Here is a 19,486-nt window from a genome sequence, read left to right as displayed (position 1 = left end):
GCGTGCCGCCGTCAGGCCAGCAGCGCATGTCGGATCATTTTGGCGAGTTCGCCGACCCGGTAGGGCTTGATCAGCAACAGCACGCCGCTGTCCTGGAGTGCGTCGCTATTGAAGGCGTCGTCGGTGTAGCCGGACGTGAACAGAACCTTCAGCCCCGGTCGCTGCTGTACCGCGGTTTCCGCAATCTGGCGTCCGTTGCGCGGGCCGGGCAGAACGATGTCGGTAAACAGCAGATCGATTGTTTCGGAACTATCCAGCACGGCCTGCGCCTCCTTCGCATCGGTTGCCGAGATCGTCTGGTAGCCCAGGCCTTCGATCTGCGCGACGACATAGTCCCTGACCAGACTGTCGTCCTCGACAATCAGAATGGTCTCGTCGCCGCGTTGCACCGGAGTGACGCCGGCCACCTCGTCGGCGACCGGCTCGGCCGACAGCGAGCGCGGCAGATACAACGTCACCAGCGTTCCGGCGGGCGTACTCGAGATCGATACGTGCCCTTTGGACTGTCGGGCGAAGCCATACACCATGCTGAGCCCGAGTCCCGTGCCCTTGCCGACTTCCTTGGTCGTGAAGAACGGTTCAAAGGCCCGGCCGAGCGTCGCGCGATCCATCCCCTCGCCGGTATCGCTCACCTCGATCGTGACGTAGTCGCCAGGCGCGATGTCGGAATCGGCGGGCACATCTGAAGCGTCGAGATGCAGGTTTCCCGTCGAGATCGTCAGCGTGCCGCCATGCGGCGATGCGTCCCTGGCATTCAATGCCAGATTGAGAATCGCGGTGGTCAACTGGCTCGGATCGACGATGGCGGACCAGGTGTCTGCGAACATCTCCAGATTGACGCGGAGCTGCTCGCCCAGCGCCGCGCGAAGCAGCTTCGCCGTCTCCAAAGCGAGATCGTTGATATCGACATCCCGCGGCCGCAACGGCTGTTTACGGGAGAAGGCCAGCAGGTGTTTGGTGAGTTCGGCGCCGCGGCTCGCCGCCGAATCGATCATCTGCGTGATGCTGTGAAGTTGCGGACGGTCGGCGACGCCGTCCGCGAGGATCTGGATCGTTCCGGTAATGACCGTGAGGATGTTGTTGAAGTCGTGCGCGACGCCGCCGGTCAATTGCCCGATCGCTTCCATCTTCTGCACCTGACGAAATTGCGCTTCGGCTGCCCGCTGTTCCGTGACGTCCCGGATGAAGGCGTTGAACAGCACGCCGCTGTCGCGCAAGAATTTGGTGAGGCTCAGCTCGACAGTGATGTCGTGGCCTGCCCTGGATCGCGCCGGGAATTCAAATCGCGTACCCGTCGTTTCGTGTTCATGGCAATCGAGGTAGGCCATGAAGGCGACCCAGGAGACGCTGTCGGTTTCAACATTGGCAAATATTTCAAGGATCGACGCCCCCACGGCATCCTGCCTCGTCCAACCGAAGATCTCCTCGGTCTGGCGATTGAGATCGGTCACGACCAGACTGGAATTGAATTGCAGAAAGCCATCCAGCGCGGTGTTCAGAATGCCCTGCGCCATCTGCTCGCTCTCGCGCTGCGCCTTCTCCGCTCTCTTGCGTTCCGAGATATCGACGATGGCCGCCAGAATCAGTGTTCCCTTGCGGGTGGGAATGGGATTGAGACTGATTTCGACAGGAAACCGGTCGCCGCGGCTGCTTTGCCCGTAGAGATCGATCCTTGCGCCCATGCGCCTGGCCGACGGGTTGGCGGTGTAGGCCGTGCGCGAATGGGCGTGCGCAGTCCGAAGATCGACCGGAACCAGCGTTTCGACGGATCGTCCGATCAACTCTGCCCTGGGATGGCCGAACAACCGTTCGGTCTCGGCATTCACGAGCATGATCACGCCGTTGACGTCAATCAACACCAACCCATTCGGACTGCTGTCGATCGCGAGCCTGAACATTTCCTCGCTGAGTTTGCGGTCGGTGATGTCGCGCACAACCTTTGCCGCACCGACGGTTTTTCCTGTGCCCGACAGAATCGGCGACACGCTCACCGAGACGTCGAGCAGGCGCCCGGCTTTCGATTTTCGCACTGTCTCGTGATTTTCGACGGCGATTCCGCTTTTCACACGGTTGAGAATGCTGAGGGCGTCGTTCCGGCGGTCTTCCGGAACGATCATATCGATGCTTTGCCCGACGGCTTCCGACGCCGTGAATCCGAAAAGCCGCTCGGCGGCCTCGTTCCATCCGGTGATGGTTCCGGTCAGCGATTCGGTGATGATCGCATCGTTCGAGGACCTGACCGCCGCGCTATACAGCCGTTCCCGGTCGGCGTAGGCGTTGAGCTCGCTGTCCGCGTCGCGCGCCTGCTGCCGCATCAGCAGCGCCAGACGAAGCTGGATGCGTGCGGTCTCGGCGAGAAGAATGGCGAGGATCGCGCCGGCCGCAATCAGGCCATAGAGGCGCCCGACGTAATATCCGAAATCAAACCGCGCCGCATTGAACACGGCGGATAGCGAAATCTCGAAGACCCAGGCGCACAGGATGGCCCCCATCCACACGTCGAGAACGGAGGGTTGCTTCCGTTTCAACAGAAGGCCGATCGACAGGAAGCAGGCGAGAAAAACGAGCCCAACCGCCGACATCGTCGCCAGCGTGAATTTCGAGTTGACGATCAGGACGGGCAGGATGGGGTGCCCGACGGTCAGGACACACAACAGGATGACGGCCGCCAGAAAGACGCCTGAAATGCTCAGAGCGATAGCCCGGTTGCAGGCGCGGCGCGTCCTGAAGGGACGGCGACCGGGATCGGAGATCGCGTAAAGCAGCGTGAACAACGGCAATCCGGCGTGCCAGACCATGTAGAGCCACGCCGTGGTTTCCGGGCCGGGAAAGAACAGGCCGTCATTGGCGAACAGGTCATCATAGGTCAGCGCATAGCCGGCGACCGCGAGCGCCGTAAACAGATAGCCGCACGCGAGGTACAGGATCCCGATGGAGCGCAGAACCGCGAATTGCGAGAACAGCAGGACAGCCGTGATGATGTAGACGACGGCCAGGGAGGATTGATAGCTGGCGATGAAGGCCGGCACCGACGGGAATGTAACGCGAACGAATGGCAGCGCGGCCACGACCAGCAGCAGAGAGCCGATCACCGCATACAAGACGGCGGTCCGATCGGCCGGAGAACTGGGAAGCGTCGAGAGATAGACGCGACGATTGCAACGCTCAATCATGCATACCTCGTTGTTGAGTCATGCCGACCGGCAGGAATGGTGGAAAGAGGGTCAGGTTCCGACCTTCGACGGGTTGCGCAGGACCGACCGGAAATGACCGCACCTGGATGGGAAGCGGCGGGGCAAGCCGGTAAAGGCCGCCCTCGTCGTTTCAATGGCCGCGTATGCGGAACAGCGGCCGGTGGTCGCGTCGATCAGGTTCGTGCGGCATCCAGAACCATCCGCACCAGTTCGGTAGCATTTCGGGCGCTGAGTTTCTTCATGATATTGGCGCGATGATCCTCGATCGTGCGCGGGCTGATCCCGAGTTCCCGTCCGGCTTCCTTGTTGGAACAGCCCGCAGCAATCAGCTCGAGCACTTCGCGCTCGCGGCGGGTCAGCGGCTCGCGTCCTGGAAAATGCATCGACTGCGTTTTCGAAGGCGGTGCATCGCGGCGTCGTGAGAACGCGCCGATGGCTCCTTCAATCCGCTCGATGATTTCACTTCCCCGAAACGGTTTCTCGATGAAATCGAGGGCGCCGGACCGGATGGCATCGACGGCCATCGCGATATCGCCGGATCCGGAAATGATGAAGATCGGCGCCGGATAGTCCTGCGCCCGCAACTCCTTCAGGATATCGATCCCTGACTGTCCTGGAATATGAACGTCGAGCAGCATGCAGATCGGGCTGCGTGTGCGGGCGACAGAAAGCAACGCAGCTCCGTCGGCAAAGCAGATCACGTCATAACCGGCCGCCCCAAGCACCAGAGACAACATTTCTCTGATTGCGGGATCGTCGTCGACGACGAAAATCTCGCCGTGGGCCAGTTCACCCATTCCATCCTCCAATTGGCGCGGCGCATCTGCACATCGGCGCTTGACAGTAGTGGTACGGCCTTTTGCCTTAACGCCCAAGTAAAATGACGGGACTACTCATTAGATGACCGGAAGCGGACTTATAAAACGCTAGCAAATCATTCGGTGAAACCATGATCTCTTCCATACTCGTTAGTTCGAATTATCCAATCGAAATTTCGCAATCAATAACGATGCGCAACGTTTCTTCCGCAGTGACTGGAAAGGAATGCCGCCGGAGCCGCACGCGCGACCATCGCGCGGTATGATGATGCTATCGACACCGACGATCGGCATGATCGGCGCCGGCTGTCACCGCGACTCATTCGCAGCTGAACGGTGGATTCCACGCTCGACATGAGCAGATCTCGACGGGGCCGCTGACCGGCGTCGCGATCTCCGACTTCTCGCAGAACTTTCGCCAGCCCTCCGATATCACTCATCGTTTCCGAATGTCGCCTGGCTGGTGCGAGCGCGCCGCGAGCTTCTAGAATAGGGCAGACATATGCGACATCTTCCCCTCGATGGACAAAAACGCGGGCGTTCCGACCAGCTATCTGCCAAAACGCTGGCATTGCTGATGGGGCCGGTGCTGATCGTGAACCGCCACTTCGAAAAAAGTCGCGTGGTGGAGCGGGCGGTTCGCAGCATCTGCCAGGAGACCGTGGTCGTGGAGACCTGCGAAGACGCCCGGGTCTGGCTCGACTGCGCGCGATCGCATTGCGTGATCATATGTCCGACCGACGGCGACAGATCCCATGTCGAGCTGGTGACCTATATCGGCGCGGTCGGCTATCCGCTGCCGGTGGTCATCCTGGGAGAAAAGGACCAGCAGCTACGTGGATTATTGCGCGACATCGCCACCGAACGGAAGATGACAGTCCACACCTTTCCCTATCCCGTCGAACTCGGCCTGCTTCGCGTGTTGCTCGCAGACCAGAGGGCGAAGACGGCAGGGCTTCCCGCCGCGCACATGTGGGGCGGCGTCAAGGTTGACACGGTCGTTGCGCGGCACCGCCCCTAGCGAAATGCCGAGACGTGCGGCGGACGGCATGGCGGATGTGGCTCAGCCGGTATTCATACGGGGCGCATTCCTAAGGTTTGCATACACCTTACCAGCTAATATCGAGTGCACCGATTCGACAAAACAGGCCGCTTAACAAAAATGATTTAATGACAGAGGAGCATTCCATGGAAAAGCACGCCGTAAAAAAACGTTCGGTTGTTGTCAGCGGACGCCGGACCAGCGTCAGTCTCGAAGATCGCTTCTGGGATAGCCTGCGAACGATCGCGGAAGCCGAGGGCAAGACCATCGGCGTTTTCGTTTCGGAGATTCACGCCCGCGGCGATGCTGTCAACCTGTCCTCGGCGATCAGGATCTCGATTCTGGATTACGTCCAGCAGAAGGGTTTCGATAAGTGGCGCAATGCGATGCGCTCGCCCGCAGCCGTCGCCGGCGCGCCGAACTAGGCCAATCGCGTCGGCAGGGTTCGACTGTTCCCTGTCGACGCCTCTCTGCATCACGCAACAGGGCGCGACCTATTGCTGCAGGTCCGCTATCGGACCCGCTGCGCTGCATTATATTGCGCCAGATCAACCTGCCTTCGCTGGCCGAGTGATAGCCTCTCGTTCATAAGCCATGAACATCGAGAGATTGCCATGCGTGCGCATCAGATCATGACGCATCGTATCATTAGCGTGACGCCGGAAACTTCGATCGCCGACGCCGCAGAAATCATGCTTACCAATCACATCAGCGGACTGCCCGTGCTCAATGCGTCCGGCGAGTTGGTCGGGATCGTCTCCGAGGGAGACTTCCTGCGACGCTCCGAAATCGGCACGCAGCGGAAGCGGCCGCGCTGGCTGCAATTCTTCACCAGTACCGGACGCCTCGCGGACGACTTTGTCACCGAGCGCGGGCGCAAGGTCGAAGACGTCATGACCCGCGATCCCGTCACGGTCCATGAAGAGGCCCGGCTCGAAGAACTGGTCGCGCTGATGGAGCGTCGCGGCGTCAAGCGACTGCCGGTTCTGCGCAACGGGCAATTGGTGGGAATCGTGACCCGCTCCAACATGCTGCAGGCGGTCGCCGGCCTGGCGAAGGAGGTCCCTGACCCCACCGCAGACGACGACCACATCCAGGCCCGCCTGCTGCGCGCCTTCGATGCGGCCGATTGGCGGCCGATCGGGCTGCAGGTAGCGGTCCGCAACGGCGTCGTTCACCTGTACGGCCTGATTGGCGACGACCGCGCACGCCGCGCGGCGGTAGTGGCCGCCGAGAACACCGAGGGCGTCAAGGAGGTGCACGACCACATCTGCCTGGTCGATACCTGGTCCGGCTTCTATGTGGAATCGCCGGAAGACATCAAGGCCGCCGGCTGACCTTGCGTCAGGAGGACGTGTCATGGCCTGGGCGTTACGGCTGATCGGGATCGTTGCTGCGGCAATCACCTCGTTGTTTGTCGCCCGCGAGGCCATGAACTTCGGCTTCGTGGAAACGTTGGTGACAGTCGTGCTGGTTGTCGGCCTCATTCTCGCCGCCGTCGGCTGGACCATGCGCCACGAGGCCTGAATTGGCTCTGTCCGGGAAACCGTGGCCGGCGCCGCGGAGAACCCCGATGACCATCGAAGTTAACGCGCCAGACGAAGCACGCGAGCAGGCCGCAATCCTCGACTTCCTGCAACAGGCCGAGCCTGGCATGCAGCGCATCGACACCCACGCCTCGATCGTCTTTCTCGGCCGCTCCCGCGTGCTTAAAATCAAGCGCGCGGTGCGGCTGCCGTTTCTCGATTACTCGACCCTCGCCCGGCGCCGGCTCGCCTGCGAGCAGGAACTCGATGTCAACAAACCATTCGCGCCGCAGATCTACCAAAGGGTGCTTCCCATTACGCGCGACCCGGCCGGACTACATATCGATGGCAGCGGGCCGGCGGTGGAATGGGCCGTCGAGATGGCGCGCTTCGACGAAACGCTGGGCTTCGAGCGGCTGGCGGCCCAAGACGACATCTCGACGCCGATGGCGATCGCGCTGGCCGATGCCATTGTCGCGGCGCATAAACAACAGCCTGCGCTGCGAACTACCGGCTGGGTGGCTTCCATCTCCGGCATCATCGCGCGCAACACCGACAGGTTTCGCAGCCTCGCGGGCATCGCCGCCCCGGATATCGAACGCCTCGATGCGATGAGCCAGGCGGCCCGGCTCGCGCGTCAGCCTACGCTGTCGGGGCGCAGCGAGGCGGGCTTCGTCCGTCGCTGCCACGGCGATCTGCACCTCGGCAATATCGTCCTGATCGACGGCCGGCCGGTGCTGTTCGATGCCATCGAATTCGATCCCGCGCTCGCCACGACGGACATCCTCTACGACCTCGCATTTCCGCTGATGGATCTGATCCGCTACGGCCGCACGGCAGCCGCCAACGCGCTGTTCAACCGCTACATGGAGCGCAGCGCCGACGCCAACCGCGATGCGCTGGCGCTGCTGCCGCTGTTCCTGTCGATGCGCGCGGCGATCCGCGCCAATGTGCTGTTCACCAGGAGCGAGCAGGGCGGCGACAACCGCACGGCCGATTGGAACGAGGCCAGGCTTTACTTCGATCTGGCCCTTACACTGATCGATCCCGCGCCGCCCCGGATGGTGGCGGTCGGCGGCATGTCCGGCACCGGCAAGAGCGAGTTGGCGCGCCGGCTGGCGCCGATGCTGGGTCCCGCCCCCGGCGCCCTGGTGCTGCGCTCCGATGTCATCCGCAAGAAATTGTTCGGCGTAATCGAGACCGAGCGGCTCCCGGAAGAAGCCTATACGCCCGAGGTCACCGCGCGAGTCTATGACCGGCTGATGAGCGGCGCGACGCAGGTGGCGGCGCAGGGCCATTCCGCCATTGTCGATGCGGCCTTCTTGCGCGACAGCGAACGCGCCTCCTTCGACACGGGAGCGCCGCGGGCCGTTCCCCGTGACGGGCTTTTCCTGCGCGCCGATCTTGTGGTCCGCGTCGCGCGGATCGGGCCGCGACGCGACGACGCCTCCGATGCCACGGCCGCGATCGCGACCCTGCAAGAAGGCATGTTGCTGGGCAGCGTCGAATGGCCGGCCATCGACGCCGGCGGATCGCCTGAGCAGACGCTCGCCCGGGCCTGCAGCCGCCTGGGGATCGACGAGACGATCGGAAGCCAGGCATGACCGCGCTTCACGCGAAAACGACGGGTGCGCGGCGCTGCCAGGACGCCTTTCAGCAGATCGCGCGCGGCTGCCTGCGTTCGGTCCGGCAGCACCGCGCCACAGCCTGCCGCGGCCATCCGGAGGCCATCCATCAGATCCGTATCGCGCTGACCAGGCTGCGCGCCGCGCGAAAATTCTTCGCCGCGATGACGCGGGACGCGGTCTGGCCGAAGCTGAAGATCGACATCCGCTGGCTGAACGCCGCGCTGGGCGCCGCGCGGGACGACGACGTGACGACCGCCTGTGCCAGCACCGTTGAGGACAGCCGCCTCGCCGTCAAAGACGACACGCAACTCGCCGGCGCGACCGCGCGCTCCCACCGCCAGCTCGCGACGGCCTTGCGCTCGGCCCGCTGCGACCGGCTTCTCGCCGGTCTTGCCCGCTGGGTCGACAAGGGCCCGTGGCTGACGACGACCGCTCCGGCCGCAGCCCGGCGACGCACACGCTCGCTCGCCGACTACGCCCCGCAGCATCTGGAGCGATGGCAGCGGCACCTGGCGCGCAAGACCGCGCATGGATTGGGCCATGGCCGGCGGCTGCACCGCCTGCGCATCGCCGCCAAACGCTACCGCTACATGCGCGAGGCACTCACCGCGATCGGCCTGCCGGAAAGCCGCGCCGAGCGCCGCAGCCGCGAGGCGGCACATTCCGCCCAGCACGCGCTCGGTGAACTCCGCGATCTCGCCCGATTGCGAAAGTGGCAACCCGCGAAACGCGCGGCGAGAAACTATACGAGGCAGAAGAAAAGACTGCTGCACAAGGCAACGAAGGCGTTCGAGAAGTTCGGCTGATACGGCGGTACGCGGGATCACCTGACGGCACGGCCACAAAAGATACCGCGGCGGCGACGCGACGCTGGCCGACCTCGTGATGCACGGCTTGACGACGGTTGGAGCGTTTTAAATGGTTTGAAAGGGAGTGGCGGAGAGGGGGGGGCACCCTGCTCTCCTCCGACATGGCCAGACGATGAAACGACGCGACCTCGGACGCCATCTCGAATGGCACGGCGACCGCATTCGCGTGGTTATGAAGGTCCCTCCCAGTCAACGGGCAGAGTTCGGCACCAAGGTGCGCGAGGTGCTCATCACGCGCGATCAACTGGAGGCTGAGCGGGAGAAGTTGGATGTGATCCGCCGTATCAAGGCCAAGCTCAAGGGCGTGAAGACTCTCGCCACACAGAAGCCCCTGATCGAGGAGGCGCTGCGCTGGCGGCAAGCGGCGCAAGATGAGGCTGTTGCGACCGGGTTGACCGATGAGCAGACTACCGTGGCGGAAGCCCTCAGCAACCGCGTGGCCCGCATCGAGGCTATTCACGGGCCGCAGGAGGCTCAGCAGTTCGCCGCCGTCGCAAGCGGCACAGGCACACCGCTCCGCGCCTTGCTCGACATCTGGTTCGAGGAGCACTCTTTCACCAACGGATACCAAGAAGATGTTCGCCGGGTGCTGGGCCGCTTGGAGGCTTGCTGTCGGCACTCAGCGGCTTGCGGATCGACGAGATCGGCAGTCTGCGCGTGAAGGACTGCTAAGGCTGCAAGATCGCGGTCGTGAAGTCGAAGACGCCCAGCGGGACGAATGCTCGCTTGCGTGATCCAGAACCATCCGAACCGCACGGGCCCGGACCTCGGGTGAAAACTTGTTTGTCGTCTTGCTTGTCATGGCTCCATCCTCTCAGAAGTTGGAGCCTCCGATCAATCCGGGGCGGTTCAATCGCTGGGATCGCAGACATCTAGTCGTTTGCCGACCTTCACGATCATTTACTTTGGAGGAAGCGGCCGAGCGGCATTTTCCTGATCAACCATTAGTCCTTCATCGGCTGCAGTTTCTATTTCACCATGATTGTGTGGCGCCAGAGAGAAACACGGCTCCGCACTACGATCTCCAGCTAGCCCTTGGCAAGAAAACGCATTAAGGTTGAATAGCTTTGATGTGGAGATCAATAGCTGCGATGGAATGCTGCGTCCGCGTCCATGATCTGACGCCCAAATGCTGCGCCGAGCGAAGGCTTTCCGTTGTCTCCGGACTCTGTCCCGCGGGCGAGTCGATATCCGACGGAGGTGCCGGCTTTCTGCCGGACGCTGTCGCGCCGCGCGGCGAATGGCGCATGCCGACGCCCGATGAACTTTCGGGGCTCGTCGGAAGCCCCGGCGTGCACAAGGATCCGGAAGTGCTTGTCGTGCCGCTGCCGCGGTTGTCACGCGTGCTCGAAGCGCATATCGCATCGCGGCGCAAGGCCGATTTGACATTTCTGCCCGAGGCCGTGCGCGAGGGCATCGAAGACATCGCGCGGTTCTGCGGTCGGCTCGACGGTCTCATCTGCCAAGGCGCCTGGGTCGGCCCGGGGGGCCTGCGCTTGGTGACGCATATTCCGGACCCGGTGGCGCCCGTGCGGATCGGGCTGCACATCGACAACTGGGACAAGATTCCGCTGATCGAACGATCCCGCGCGCGACGCCGGCTCTGCATCAACCTCGGATTAAACCCGCGCTATCTCGTCTTCTTGCCGACGCCCGTGTCAACCCTGGTGGCCGCCAGAAAGCTCTCTGGCGAACTTCCGCCGAACATGTCGGCACCGGACGCGGTTCGCGCGTATCTCAGCCGGAATTTGAACCACCCTGCGGTCCGTGTCCGGATCGATCCCGGCGAGGCCTATGTCGTCAATGCCGACGACGTGATTCACGACGGGGCTTCAGATTCGCCGGATGTGCCCGATGCGGCGCTTCACTTTCTGGGGCATTTCGAGCGGCCGAACGAGGTGGCGAATCGTGCCGGTGATGAGGCTCGGGGGACGATCAGCGGGCGATGACGAAGCCGGATTGCTCGACTTGATCTGCCATCCGCTCGACGGTGCGCAATCCGAAACCGACGCCATTGACGCTATCGCCAACGATCGCCGCCTCATGGGAGGTCGTGGTGTTATCGAACAGCAGCATCATGGCGAACTCGGCAAACGACAATTTCAGACTCGCGCCGAGCTCATTCAAGCGGGCAACCGCGACGCCGTCCTCCATCAAGCAGAAGTCGACGTCGAGCTCCAGATTCGGCAACGGCGTTCCCCCGCGCCTGACTGAAGCAGGCCATTTATATCGATCGAATTTCGTCTCTGCACCGCCGATAAGCTCACACTCGGCCCATGTGAAGGCCGAGCGGGCAAATGTCGCGATGCGGCAAGCATGGTCGAGCGCCAATTTCTTCGTCGGCGCTGCCGGCGCACGGTGTAACTGCCAGACAAGTTCACTGGCGCTCAAGCCGGTCGGACGAAGCATCAGCCGCTCTCCCCAGTCGACTGGCAGCCTTTCCAGCAATCTGCTGCGCCATTTCGGTGTCGGATTGGTGAGGTGGAATCCAGCCAGAAATCCGTCCACCGCATGGCCAAGCAATTCCTGCGCCGCAAATACCATTGAGCGATGGTCCCCGGCGTCGCGGTATCCGACCATGTCGACCTGGATCGTCCGGGCCATATGCCGCGCCACATGCAGCTTCAGGCGTGCGATGTTGGCGCAGGCCGGCCTGCTGCTGCTGACGTGATCGGCTTCAGCGTCACGCGGCCACAGCAATGTCCCGGCGTACAGTCGGTGCAGCAACAGAAGCTCATTCGCGGTGAAGTCGGCTGCGCGGGTGACATTCCAGGCCGAACGCGACCAGCTTTCGATGCGGTCGATAATCGAGACGACCTGGGTTCGCGGCAATATCCGCATGTCGATGATGCATGTCCCGGAAACCCACGACACGACTTCATCAGGCGAGACCCGCGCAAGCTCTTCACGGGGGGTTATCAGGATCAGATCGACGTCTGATTTTGTCGTTCCCAATCCCTCGGCCAGCGAACCGACGGCAAGAAGAACATCGTCTTCTCCGATCGATGCGACAGCCTGCGCGCCCTCGACCAGCGCACCGAGATCTATCAAATGAAGGCAGAGAAACTCTTCAAGAGTCATTCCCGACACCTGTAGCGGCAAACCGGCGCGTGGGGCCTCTCACCCATCGTAGAAATTCGGCTCTGTCTTCTTGGCACGGCACCAATCCCGCCGGGCGCAACAAGCGAGCGAGCAATCGAAAGCATTGTCGCCGAGCTCTTCCGTGGTGATCCGGTTGAAATCGCTGAATCGCTTACAAAATAGCGCGGCGACGTTGCACTGGTCCGCCCCCTCGGAAAGCTTTTCGATGAGGAAGGCCGTGTAACCGACATGAGCCAGCTCATCATTCAGAAGGCTGTCCTGAATTCTTTTCATCGCCTGGCGGTTTCTTGGCGGGCAATGGGCCTCGAGCGCGCGACGTTGCATAACGTGATGAATCGTGGTGCGGATTTCCGCGATATTCATCTGGAGAAAATCGTCGATGGTCGGAACCTTTGCATAAGGCGACCCCTTCACCGGAAAAAGCTTCATGTGCATTGAGAAGCCTGGAGACAGTTGCCGCAATTCATTGCGGAACTCGACCGAAACCGAATTGGGAAAGGCAAGGTCCAGCAACGCCAGATACATCAGAGAGTGCTTCGACTCATCGACGGCGTGACGCTTCAGTTGACGCTGTTCGTCCTTGTCCGGCGCACAGGCGGCCAATGACCACAGACGTCTCGAACCATCGCCTTCCCGCTCGGAATTAGTCAGGAGCGACGTTGCCATCCACCGAGGGTCTGTGGCGGATTCTTGATATAGGGTGGCATAGGGTTCGGCGTCGAACGGCGGCGGCTCTCGTTCGAGCGCCTCGCCGATCGCCGCTGAATATTTCCGGCATTCGCCAAGGCCGCCATACAGATCAACCGCAACCTGTGCGATCCTGGCGACCTTGTTTCCGAATGCTTCCGCCGACACCAGAGCGCTGACATGGTCAGCTATCTCTCTGATTCGCTCTGCCGAATTCGGGCTGCGCATGGAGGTCGCGCTAGACCGACTGGGAAGCCGGATCGAATGGCGAATTCAGCGCCACAAACGCCGTATCAGCCTTGGCGAATTTGCGCGCTATTTCGTCCTGCGTCGCCTGGTCCAGCACCAGCTTTCCGTCTTTGATGCGGCCGGTGAGTACAAGGCCAGTCCGATGTTCGTGCAGGACTTTCGCTGCTTGGGATAAACGCTCGACTTCATGATCAGTCATCGTGTCTTCTCCTCATCCTTGGGCAGAATTCACTTACAGAGTGTATAACGATAATTTACTACCTCAACGCACCAGTTCCGTCAATGCCCTACGGCGCATCACACAAATTCGTGCGCTACACTTCGTTCAACCCGTCGCGTTGAAGTGTCGACCGTTGGTTCCGGCGACGACGGCGTTCTTTGTGCGCTGCACGAGCCTCATGTCGACGGACAGTGCAACTATCAAATGCGGTCGAACGCTTCGTCGATCTCGTCCCATGACAGCGATTTCTCTTTGCCGAAGTGGAAATCGAACGATCCGGCATTCACGTCGTCATGGCTGAACTTTTTTCTTATGTCTGCCTCGGCCTGTTTTCGGCAGGACAGATCGAACGGCAGCCAGTCCGCGAGCGGCCGGTCGTTCTCGATACTGTTGAGGAGCCGTTCCGTCCCCATGGAGTCCGGCATGCGCAGGATGGCCTGCCGGGTTGTTTCCACGGCGAAATGCGGAAACAACAGCGCGTCGACCTTCATCGACGCAATACAAACTTTCCTGCCAAACACCTGGTTGAGCGAGGGTTCATACAACTCGTACTTGCCATGCGAAAGCAGGGGCCCGGCGAGATAGCAGCTGTTGTGGTCATCGGACGGTCCGATCCTGCTATCAAGCGAGCCATTGTCCAGAACCGTTTCCGGCGTGATCCGGCACATATGGGGTATGGCTTTCGCCGCGAGATCGCCTCCGGCATCTACGCGCAGTTCCGCCATGTCGCTGCCCAGCAATTCGCCGCCCTTTTGCAAAAGATGCATGGCCAGCGAGGTTTTTCCGGCTCTGCGCGTACCGATCAGCGCCACACCCTTGCCGCGATAGCGTACGAAGGCGGCGTGTACGTCCACGTAGCCTCGCTGCCAACAGGCGAGCCGCAGCACATAGGCAACGAGATGCTCAAAATGCGGGATGAACGGCCGCGTCCCCAGCGGGTAGACGTAGACAAGAAGCTTGCGGTCGCGCCGCAGGATCGTCAGCCCATCGAACGGCTGAACATGGCGAACCACCGCCCGTTGCGCCGAGCGGCTGAGCGGTTCGGCAATAAAATCGCCGCGCCAGTAGTCAGCCAATCCCGGGGCCGACAGGTCCTGCGCTTCATCGGCAAACGCTTGCAGCGTTTCGCCATATCGATCACTCGCGACAGCCGCCACGGTCCAATCGGCGGCGGCCTCCGCCGGGCCGACCAGTGTCAGGTTCGCCGGACCGAAAACGTGCTCCAGCACAGTTCCCGCGCGTTCATCATCCGATCGCACATCGACCCGTTCCGGTTTCAGATCGACGCGGAAGCGATGGGCCGCCGATCCTGCCGCCGCCAAAAACGCCACATCCAACCGATCCATAACTGTCACGTGCACCTCGTCATCCCGGTCAGCTACAATAATCTTGGCTTGACCAAATTATCGTACAGGATGCATGTTAAGACAACACAACTTTGAGATTTCGGTCAAAATTGCGCGGTTCGGGGTCTCAGTCGACGCCACTGGCAGGTCTGGAGGAGTCGAAAGTGCTGGTGGCAATCGCGGGCGCGGACGGCGCGGGCAAGACGACACTGAGCAGGCAGGTCGAGCAGGCTTTGCTACACATGGGGGTGGAGGCCGTGCGCCTCGATCGCTTCGATATCTTGAACCCAACCCTTTCCCCTGCGTCGGCGTTCATTGACACCGACGTGCAAACACTACGCAATAGCGTGCTGCAAATGCCGACAGCAACGGCGCGCCTTCTCTTCATGCTGTGGTCGATGGCGGTTACGGTGTCGTCTCATCTGGATCAGGCCGACGCCAGCCGGGTAATCATTTACGACAGCTACTGGATGAAGCACACTGCTGCCGAGATCATCTTCGGGGCGGACGAGAAGGCGGCATTGGCCACTGCGAGTCTGTTGCCGCAGCCGGACATCACGCTTTACATCAAGCTGCGCCCCGAGGAAATGTACCGGCGCAAGCACGACGATCTGGTCGCCTATGAGTGCGGCATGGATCCGGCCTGCCATCCCGAAAGTTTCCTGCAGCACCAGCGACGCATTCTGGAACGACTAGACTCCTGGTCGCAGCGTCTGGGATGGCAGGAAATCGATGGTACGCAGTCCCTCGATGCGCTGGTCGCCGAATTGGTGCGGCGGATCGGGGAGGCCCGTGCGACCTGGAAATGTGGCGAACCGGCGACGCTCGCGCTCTAGATGTGAGCTTTCAATAGGTTGTCCATTCGGACGGGACACGCTTCCATCCATTGAATTCGCTCTCGACTGTCTTTCCGCGCTTCACGCCGCGCTACATGGATACGGCCCGGTCAATATGCGCGCGGAACCACAACTCGACATTCAGCAGCATCCAGATCCGCTTGCCGTAGAAATCGTACGCCAGGTGCTGCGGGTTCAGCAGAAGATCTTCGACATTCTTCATATTGAAGATTCCGCGCCGCCGCGTGCAGCCGTCAAGCAGGATCTCACGCGCGAAATTCTGCAGCGAACCACCGAACCAGGCATCAAGCGGCACCGGAAAGCCAAGCTTTTTACGGCGCGAAATCTGCGGCGGCAGCTTCCCATCGGCGACCCTGCGCAGGAGATATTTGCTGACGTCGAGGTGCTCGCTAGCATTCTCGCTCTTCGTAAAGCAGGCCCTGAGCCTGTGCAGCGGCGATTTCCAGCGCATTTTGTACTTGAGTGGAATGGACCAGACAAACTCCACCAGCTCGTGGTCGACAAACGGCACCCGCGCCTCGACCGAGGCGGTCATGCTCTGCACATCCAGACGGTCGAGCAAGTTCAACAAATGGATTTTCTCGAAGAAGTAGAACACGCGGTCATACGCATCGTCGCTTCGCGTCGCGTCAAGAACGGCGTGACAGCGGGACAGGAATGCGCGGTCGAAATCGAGTTCCGCATTGACCTGGTCGCTGAATATATCCCACTTCGCAGCGAGCGGCCACCAGTGATAGACATGGAGGAGATGCGCCACGTCGTCCTTCAAGCCAAGACGCTGAATGACATCGGGATCATGAAGGGTTAATTTGATCAGGGCCTGCAGCGGCGTCGGCAGCCGCTGGTAGAACGCCAGCTTCCGGTAGTCCATCGGCGACCTCTGGACGCGGCCATAGCCGCCGAACAGTTCGTCCGCCCCCTCCCCGGACAGACATACGGTGACGTCCTTCTTCAACTCATGCGACAGCGCGCACAACGCCACTTCGTGAGGAATCGACAGTGGCTGGTCGCGGTGCTGGATCATGCCGTCCATCATCGCAATATATTTATCGGCACCAAAAGTCAGATGCCGGTGCTGGGTTCCGAGATGTTGACTTACTACCTCGGCATGAGCACCCTCGTCATAACCTTCGACGTCGAAGCCGACCGAATAGGTCCTGAGCGGTCCGGCGTGGTATTCGGCCATGATAGCAACCATCAGACTGGAGTCGAGGCCACCGCTGAGGTATGCGCCAACGGGAACATCACTGACCAGATGACGCCTGATCACCTGCGACAGCTTCTCCGTCAGCGTCGTCAGATAATAGTCTTCGCCCTTGTCTGTCCGTGGAAGCGAATGCGGGATGTCCCAATATTGCCTGATACCGACACGACCGTCGGCAAAGAGCAGGTGATGACCCGGCTGCAAGGATTTCAACCCGACAAAGACGGTATCTTCACCCAGCACGCTGCGAAAGCTCAAATAACTCGACAGGGCCGCCAAGTTGGCGCGCTGCTGAAAATCAGGGTGCGCCGTGATCGCTTTCATTTCCGAGGCAAAAACAAGCCGCTGCCCTATGACGCTGTAGTAAAGCGGCTTGATGCCGAGCCGGTCGCGGGCCAGAAACAACGCTCGCTTTAGCCCATCCCAGATGGCAAAGGCGAACATGCCATTGAAGCGCGTGACGCACGCCGCGCCCCACTCGGCAAAGGCGCGAAGGATGACTTCGGTGTCGCTTTCGGTCTTGAATCGATGCCCGCGATTTTCGAGCGCGGCACGCACCTCCCTGAAGTTGTAAAGCTCGCCATTGTAGACAATGACATATCGACCGTCACATGCCGTCATCGGCTGACGGCCGCCCCGCAGATCGATGATGGACAAGCGGCGGTGGCCGAGGAATACGGTGTCATCGAGGTAGCTGCCGCGCTCGTCGGGTCCGCGGTGTTGCAGTCGATCGGTCAGCGCCTCCAATAGGCACCGGGATTCAGCGAGCGCGGAAACGGACGCGATTCCGAAAATGCCGCACATCCATCACGCCCATTCACGGCGAGCGCGTTCCAGATCCTCCGGGAAGTCAATCTCAAGCCACTTTCGACCGCTGATATCGACCGGAACGACCGGATAGCCCCGTGTCATAAGCGACCTTGCGCCGATGATGTAATACTGGTCCGTCTTGCCGGCCTTTACCGCGCTTTCGATCTCCGGAAGCATCGCGTTCAGACCATCGGTCGAATATTTCGCGATGCCGATGAAGCGGGCATGGGCCTCGCTTTCGCCGAGCTCCGTGCCAACGCGCGTAATCTTTCCATTCTCAACAGACACCAGGGCGTGTCCACGCTCGACCGCGTTGCGGTCCACGACCATTCCGATATCAGCAGTAGAATTGAGCGCCGCATCCAGTATCGCGGGCTCGTAGATCAGATCCGCATATAGCACGACGAGATCGCCATCGATCCAGTCACGCGCGAACATAAAGCTCACGATATTGTTGCCATGCTCGAAAAACGGATTGTAACGATAGTCAACCCGCTCGCCATAGCGCTTCTCAATCAATTCGTAATTATAGCCGGTCGCGATGCAAATCCGGTCAACGTCCAGCGACTCCAGCAGCTCTATTTGCCGATCGAGTATCGGTTTTCCGCCAACCTCGACGAGCCCTTTCGGGAGGCCTCCATTGACCGCCTCAAGCCGTGTGCCCCTGCCGGCCGCAAGGATCAGCGCTCTCATCCGATGCGCCTTCCGCTTCGGGCGTTTGCGTTTGTGGATGAGCAGGGGATCTCAATCAAAGCGGTGCATCCAGACCCGGCGCATCAATCTTCGCCGCTCGGGATCGGACTTTGCCGGATTGTCTGAAAGGCGATGATCGAAGAACGGCGTCCTGCCGTGGGCCAGCACACGGTTGTTGACCAGCTGAATGTCGCCCGGCTGCATGGTCATGCAGACTGTGATGGCACCGGTGCGGTCTTCGAGCAGGCCTTCCAACAGATGCAGCGCCAGCCGCTGCTTCTCGTTCAGCGGGGGGACGCCCGCCAATTGTGGGGCTCCCCAGACATATTCTGGCTGCCAACGCAGCTTGAGGCCGCGATCGCCCAGCGCGGGCTCATAGGTGAAGATCGGCTCCAGCAATAGCGCCGGGTTCTGCGGCGATACGTCGGTCACCTTGATCCGGCGGTCAAAGTAAAACGGCTGATAAAGCTCCGCCAACAGATCGCTGGCGTGCTGCAAGAGGATATTGTGCACCCGCGCGACACTGACGAACTTGCTCTGCCCCCCTTGAATAGCCACTCTGACACAAAGAAGGCCGACAAAGTCGGCCACCCGCGGCATGATGGGGCTATCGGTATGGATCGAGCCACCGGTCCCGGTCTCATGATAACGCGGACGCGCCTCCTCCGACAGGCTCAGATCTTCGACACGGCCAAATCTGACATTGTGCGCCTTCTGAACAAATGGCGTACCGAGTTCGGCGCAAATGCGCCAATAGGCATTTTCCAATTCTAGCTGAGTGTAGGACGTTGGATCCAGCCCGCGCAGAATGGCGAAGCCAAATCCGCGCTCGATCAGATTTTTTCGGATGTGCTCCGTCTCACGCCTCAGCACCGGAAACGCAGTGTTGTCGACGTCGCACCCTTCGAGCGGAATCTCCTGATCAAGGAGCCGCCTGTTTTTATTCAGCTCCCGCAGGAAGTCCGCACTCAGGGCGTACAAGGCGGCGTCCCGCGAAATCGTATTGATATCCCATGCAACCGATGGGTCTCTGATTAAAGACCGCAGGCGCGGATAGTCCTGTTCAATTGATCTTCCAGATTGATGCATCGCGGCTCACGCTAAAACCGTAAGGTCGCACTTCTTACAAACTAAACCTGTGCGGGTATTTTTGTCAATGCGGAGTCAAAGGCATTTGGCGAGCAGCGGCCGACTTTTCGCCTGATATTCTGGGATTGCGAGGTCGCGGCCCGTTCACAACC

General features: G+C 60.9%; 18 protein-coding genes. 9 read left to right on the top strand and 9 right to left on the bottom strand.

Translation table 11 applies throughout. From position 1 onward, the window contains the following. Positions 1 to 11 precede the first annotated feature (11 nt). On the bottom strand, positions 12 to 3,173 hold the full coding sequence (locus FIU28_RS02690) for a PAS domain S-box protein (RefSeq protein WP_143571556.1): 3,162 nt from the start codon (positions 3,171 to 3,173) through the stop codon (positions 12 to 14). A 194-nt stretch (positions 3,174 to 3,367) separates the two neighbouring features. After that, a complete protein-coding gene (locus tag FIU28_RS02685; protein ID WP_143571555.1) occupies positions 3,368 to 3,991 on the bottom strand; it encodes a response regulator transcription factor in 624 nt (207 codons plus the stop codon). A 523-nt stretch (positions 3,992 to 4,514) separates the two neighbouring features. Here FIU28_RS02685 and FIU28_RS02680 point away from each other — a divergent pair. The 8 genes from FIU28_RS02680 (at position 4,515) to FIU28_RS02645 (ending at position 11,026) form a co-directional block, all read left to right on the top strand. After that, positions 4,515 to 5,033: a hypothetical protein gene (locus FIU28_RS02680; protein WP_143571554.1), complete on the top strand. Its 519-nt coding sequence runs from the start codon at positions 4,515 to 4,517 to the stop codon at positions 5,031 to 5,033. Positions 5,034 to 5,200: 167 nt separating this feature from the next. Further along, positions 5,201 to 5,479: a ribbon-helix-helix domain-containing protein gene (locus FIU28_RS02675; protein WP_143571553.1), complete on the top strand. Its 279-nt coding sequence runs from the start codon at positions 5,201 to 5,203 to the stop codon at positions 5,477 to 5,479. Positions 5,480 to 5,668: 189 nt separating this feature from the next. After that, entirely contained in the window at positions 5,669 to 6,391 is a 723-nt protein-coding gene (locus FIU28_RS02670; RefSeq protein WP_143571552.1) for a CBS domain-containing protein, read from the top strand. A gap of 22 nt (positions 6,392 to 6,413) precedes the next feature. Continuing rightward, entirely contained in the window at positions 6,414 to 6,581 is a 168-nt protein-coding gene (locus tag FIU28_RS26260) for a hypothetical protein (protein ID WP_168202845.1), read from the top strand. A 46-nt stretch (positions 6,582 to 6,627) separates the two neighbouring features. Further along, the gene (locus FIU28_RS02665; RefSeq protein ID WP_143571551.1) at positions 6,628 to 8,184 is read left to right on the top strand and encodes a bifunctional aminoglycoside phosphotransferase/ATP-binding protein; all 1,557 of its coding nucleotides are present in this window, start codon (positions 6,628 to 6,630) and stop codon (positions 8,182 to 8,184) included. Continuing rightward, positions 8,181 to 9,014, top strand: a complete 834-nt coding sequence (locus FIU28_RS02660) for a CHAD domain-containing protein (protein WP_143571550.1) — start codon at positions 8,181 to 8,183, stop codon at positions 9,012 to 9,014. Before FIU28_RS02665 ends, FIU28_RS02660 begins: the two co-directional genes overlap by 4 nt. A gap of 175 nt (positions 9,015 to 9,189) precedes the next feature. Next, positions 9,190 to 9,738 carry a hypothetical protein gene (locus FIU28_RS02655; protein WP_143571549.1) on the top strand — a complete coding sequence of 183 codons (549 nt, stop codon included), beginning with the start codon at positions 9,190 to 9,192 and terminating at the stop codon, positions 9,736 to 9,738. A 586-nt stretch (positions 9,739 to 10,324) separates the two neighbouring features. Next, entirely contained in the window at positions 10,325 to 11,026 is a 702-nt protein-coding gene (locus FIU28_RS02645) for a hypothetical protein (RefSeq protein ID WP_143571547.1), read from the top strand. On the opposite strand, the gene FIU28_RS02640 is transcribed toward FIU28_RS02645, so the two are convergent. The 4 genes from FIU28_RS02640 to FIU28_RS02625 form a co-directional block, all read right to left on the bottom strand. Beyond that, positions 11,013 to 12,158, bottom strand: a complete 1,146-nt coding sequence (locus tag FIU28_RS02640) for a hypothetical protein (RefSeq protein ID WP_143571546.1) — start codon at positions 12,156 to 12,158, stop codon at positions 11,013 to 11,015. The two genes, FIU28_RS02645 and FIU28_RS02640, sit on opposite strands and share 14 nt — an antisense overlap. Positions 12,159 to 12,197: 39 nt before the next feature. Beyond that, positions 12,198 to 13,094 (bottom strand): hypothetical protein, encoded by an 897-nt coding sequence (locus FIU28_RS02635; RefSeq protein WP_143571545.1) that lies wholly within the window; start codon positions 13,092 to 13,094, stop codon positions 12,198 to 12,200. A 10-nt stretch (positions 13,095 to 13,104) separates the two neighbouring features. Continuing rightward, positions 13,105 to 13,314 (bottom strand): hypothetical protein, encoded by a 210-nt coding sequence (locus FIU28_RS02630; RefSeq protein WP_143571544.1) that lies wholly within the window; start codon positions 13,312 to 13,314, stop codon positions 13,105 to 13,107. A gap of 221 nt (positions 13,315 to 13,535) precedes the next feature. Continuing rightward, positions 13,536 to 14,690: a hypothetical protein gene (locus FIU28_RS02625; RefSeq protein WP_143571543.1), complete on the bottom strand. Its 1,155-nt coding sequence runs from the start codon at positions 14,688 to 14,690 to the stop codon at positions 13,536 to 13,538. A 155-nt stretch (positions 14,691 to 14,845) separates the two neighbouring features. On the opposite strand from FIU28_RS02625, the gene FIU28_RS02620 reads away from it, so the two are divergent. Further along, positions 14,846 to 15,517, top strand: coding sequence for a thymidylate kinase (locus FIU28_RS02620; protein WP_168202844.1), 672 nt, complete (start codon positions 14,846 to 14,848; stop codon positions 15,515 to 15,517). A gap of 91 nt (positions 15,518 to 15,608) precedes the next feature. Here FIU28_RS02620 and asnB read toward each other — a convergent pair whose 3' ends face one another. The 3 genes from asnB to FIU28_RS02605 are packed head-to-tail and all read right to left on the bottom strand — an operon-like array spanning position 15,609 to position 19,226. Then, on the bottom strand, positions 15,609 to 17,546 hold the full coding sequence (gene asnB / locus FIU28_RS02615; RefSeq protein ID WP_143571541.1) for an asparagine synthase (glutamine-hydrolyzing): 1,938 nt from the start codon (positions 17,544 to 17,546) through the stop codon (positions 15,609 to 15,611). 3 nt (positions 17,547 to 17,549) lie between these two features. Continuing rightward, the gene (locus FIU28_RS02610) at positions 17,550 to 18,245 is read right to left on the bottom strand and encodes a phosphocholine cytidylyltransferase family protein (protein ID WP_143571540.1); all 696 of its coding nucleotides are present in this window, start codon (positions 18,243 to 18,245) and stop codon (positions 17,550 to 17,552) included. A 51-nt stretch (positions 18,246 to 18,296) separates the two neighbouring features. Continuing rightward, a complete protein-coding gene (locus tag FIU28_RS02605; RefSeq protein WP_168202843.1) occupies positions 18,297 to 19,226 on the bottom strand; it encodes a TauD/TfdA family dioxygenase in 930 nt (309 codons plus the stop codon). Positions 19,227 to 19,486: the final 260 nt, after the last annotated feature.

The sequence above is a fragment of the Tardiphaga sp. vice154 genome, from assembly GCF_007018645.1.
GTDB lineage: Bacteria > Pseudomonadota > Alphaproteobacteria > Rhizobiales > Xanthobacteraceae > Tardiphaga.
The sequence above is the reverse complement of the archived record's forward strand: the minus strand, read 5'-3'. Positions and strand labels throughout refer to the sequence as shown.

Bases quoted from the DNA above. Each gene is read 5' to 3' on its own strand.
- FIU28_RS02690 (WP_143571556.1), bottom strand. From the start codon at position 3,173: ATGATTGAGCGTTGCAATCGTCGCGTCTATCTCTCGACGCTTCCCAGT.
- FIU28_RS02685 (WP_143571555.1), bottom strand. From the start codon at position 3,991: ATGGGTGAACTGGCCCACGGCGAGATTTTCGTCGTCGACGACGATCCC.
- FIU28_RS02680 (WP_143571554.1), top strand. From the start codon at position 4,515: ATGCGACATCTTCCCCTCGATGGACAAAAACGCGGGCGTTCCGACCAG.
- FIU28_RS02675 (WP_143571553.1), top strand. From the start codon at position 5,201: ATGGAAAAGCACGCCGTAAAAAAACGTTCGGTTGTTGTCAGCGGACGC.
- FIU28_RS02670 (WP_143571552.1), top strand. From the start codon at position 5,669: ATGCGTGCGCATCAGATCATGACGCATCGTATCATTAGCGTGACGCCG.
- FIU28_RS26260 (WP_168202845.1), top strand. From the start codon at position 6,414: ATGGCCTGGGCGTTACGGCTGATCGGGATCGTTGCTGCGGCAATCACC.
- FIU28_RS02665 (WP_143571551.1), top strand. From the start codon at position 6,628: ATGACCATCGAAGTTAACGCGCCAGACGAAGCACGCGAGCAGGCCGCA.
- FIU28_RS02660 (WP_143571550.1), top strand. From the start codon at position 8,181: ATGACCGCGCTTCACGCGAAAACGACGGGTGCGCGGCGCTGCCAGGAC.
- FIU28_RS02655 (WP_143571549.1), top strand. From the start codon at position 9,190: ATGAAACGACGCGACCTCGGACGCCATCTCGAATGGCACGGCGACCGC.
- FIU28_RS02645 (WP_143571547.1), top strand. From the start codon at position 10,325: ATGCCGACGCCCGATGAACTTTCGGGGCTCGTCGGAAGCCCCGGCGTG.
- FIU28_RS02640 (WP_143571546.1), bottom strand. From the start codon at position 12,158: ATGACTCTTGAAGAGTTTCTCTGCCTTCATTTGATAGATCTCGGTGCG.
- FIU28_RS02635 (WP_143571545.1), bottom strand. From the start codon at position 13,094: ATGCGCAGCCCGAATTCGGCAGAGCGAATCAGAGAGATAGCTGACCAT.
- FIU28_RS02630 (WP_143571544.1), bottom strand. From the start codon at position 13,314: ATGACTGATCATGAAGTCGAGCGTTTATCCCAAGCAGCGAAAGTCCTG.
- asnB (WP_143571541.1), bottom strand. From the start codon at position 17,546: ATGTGCGGCATTTTCGGAATCGCGTCCGTTTCCGCGCTCGCTGAATCC.
- FIU28_RS02610 (WP_143571540.1), bottom strand. From the start codon at position 18,245: ATGAGAGCGCTGATCCTTGCGGCCGGCAGGGGCACACGGCTTGAGGCG.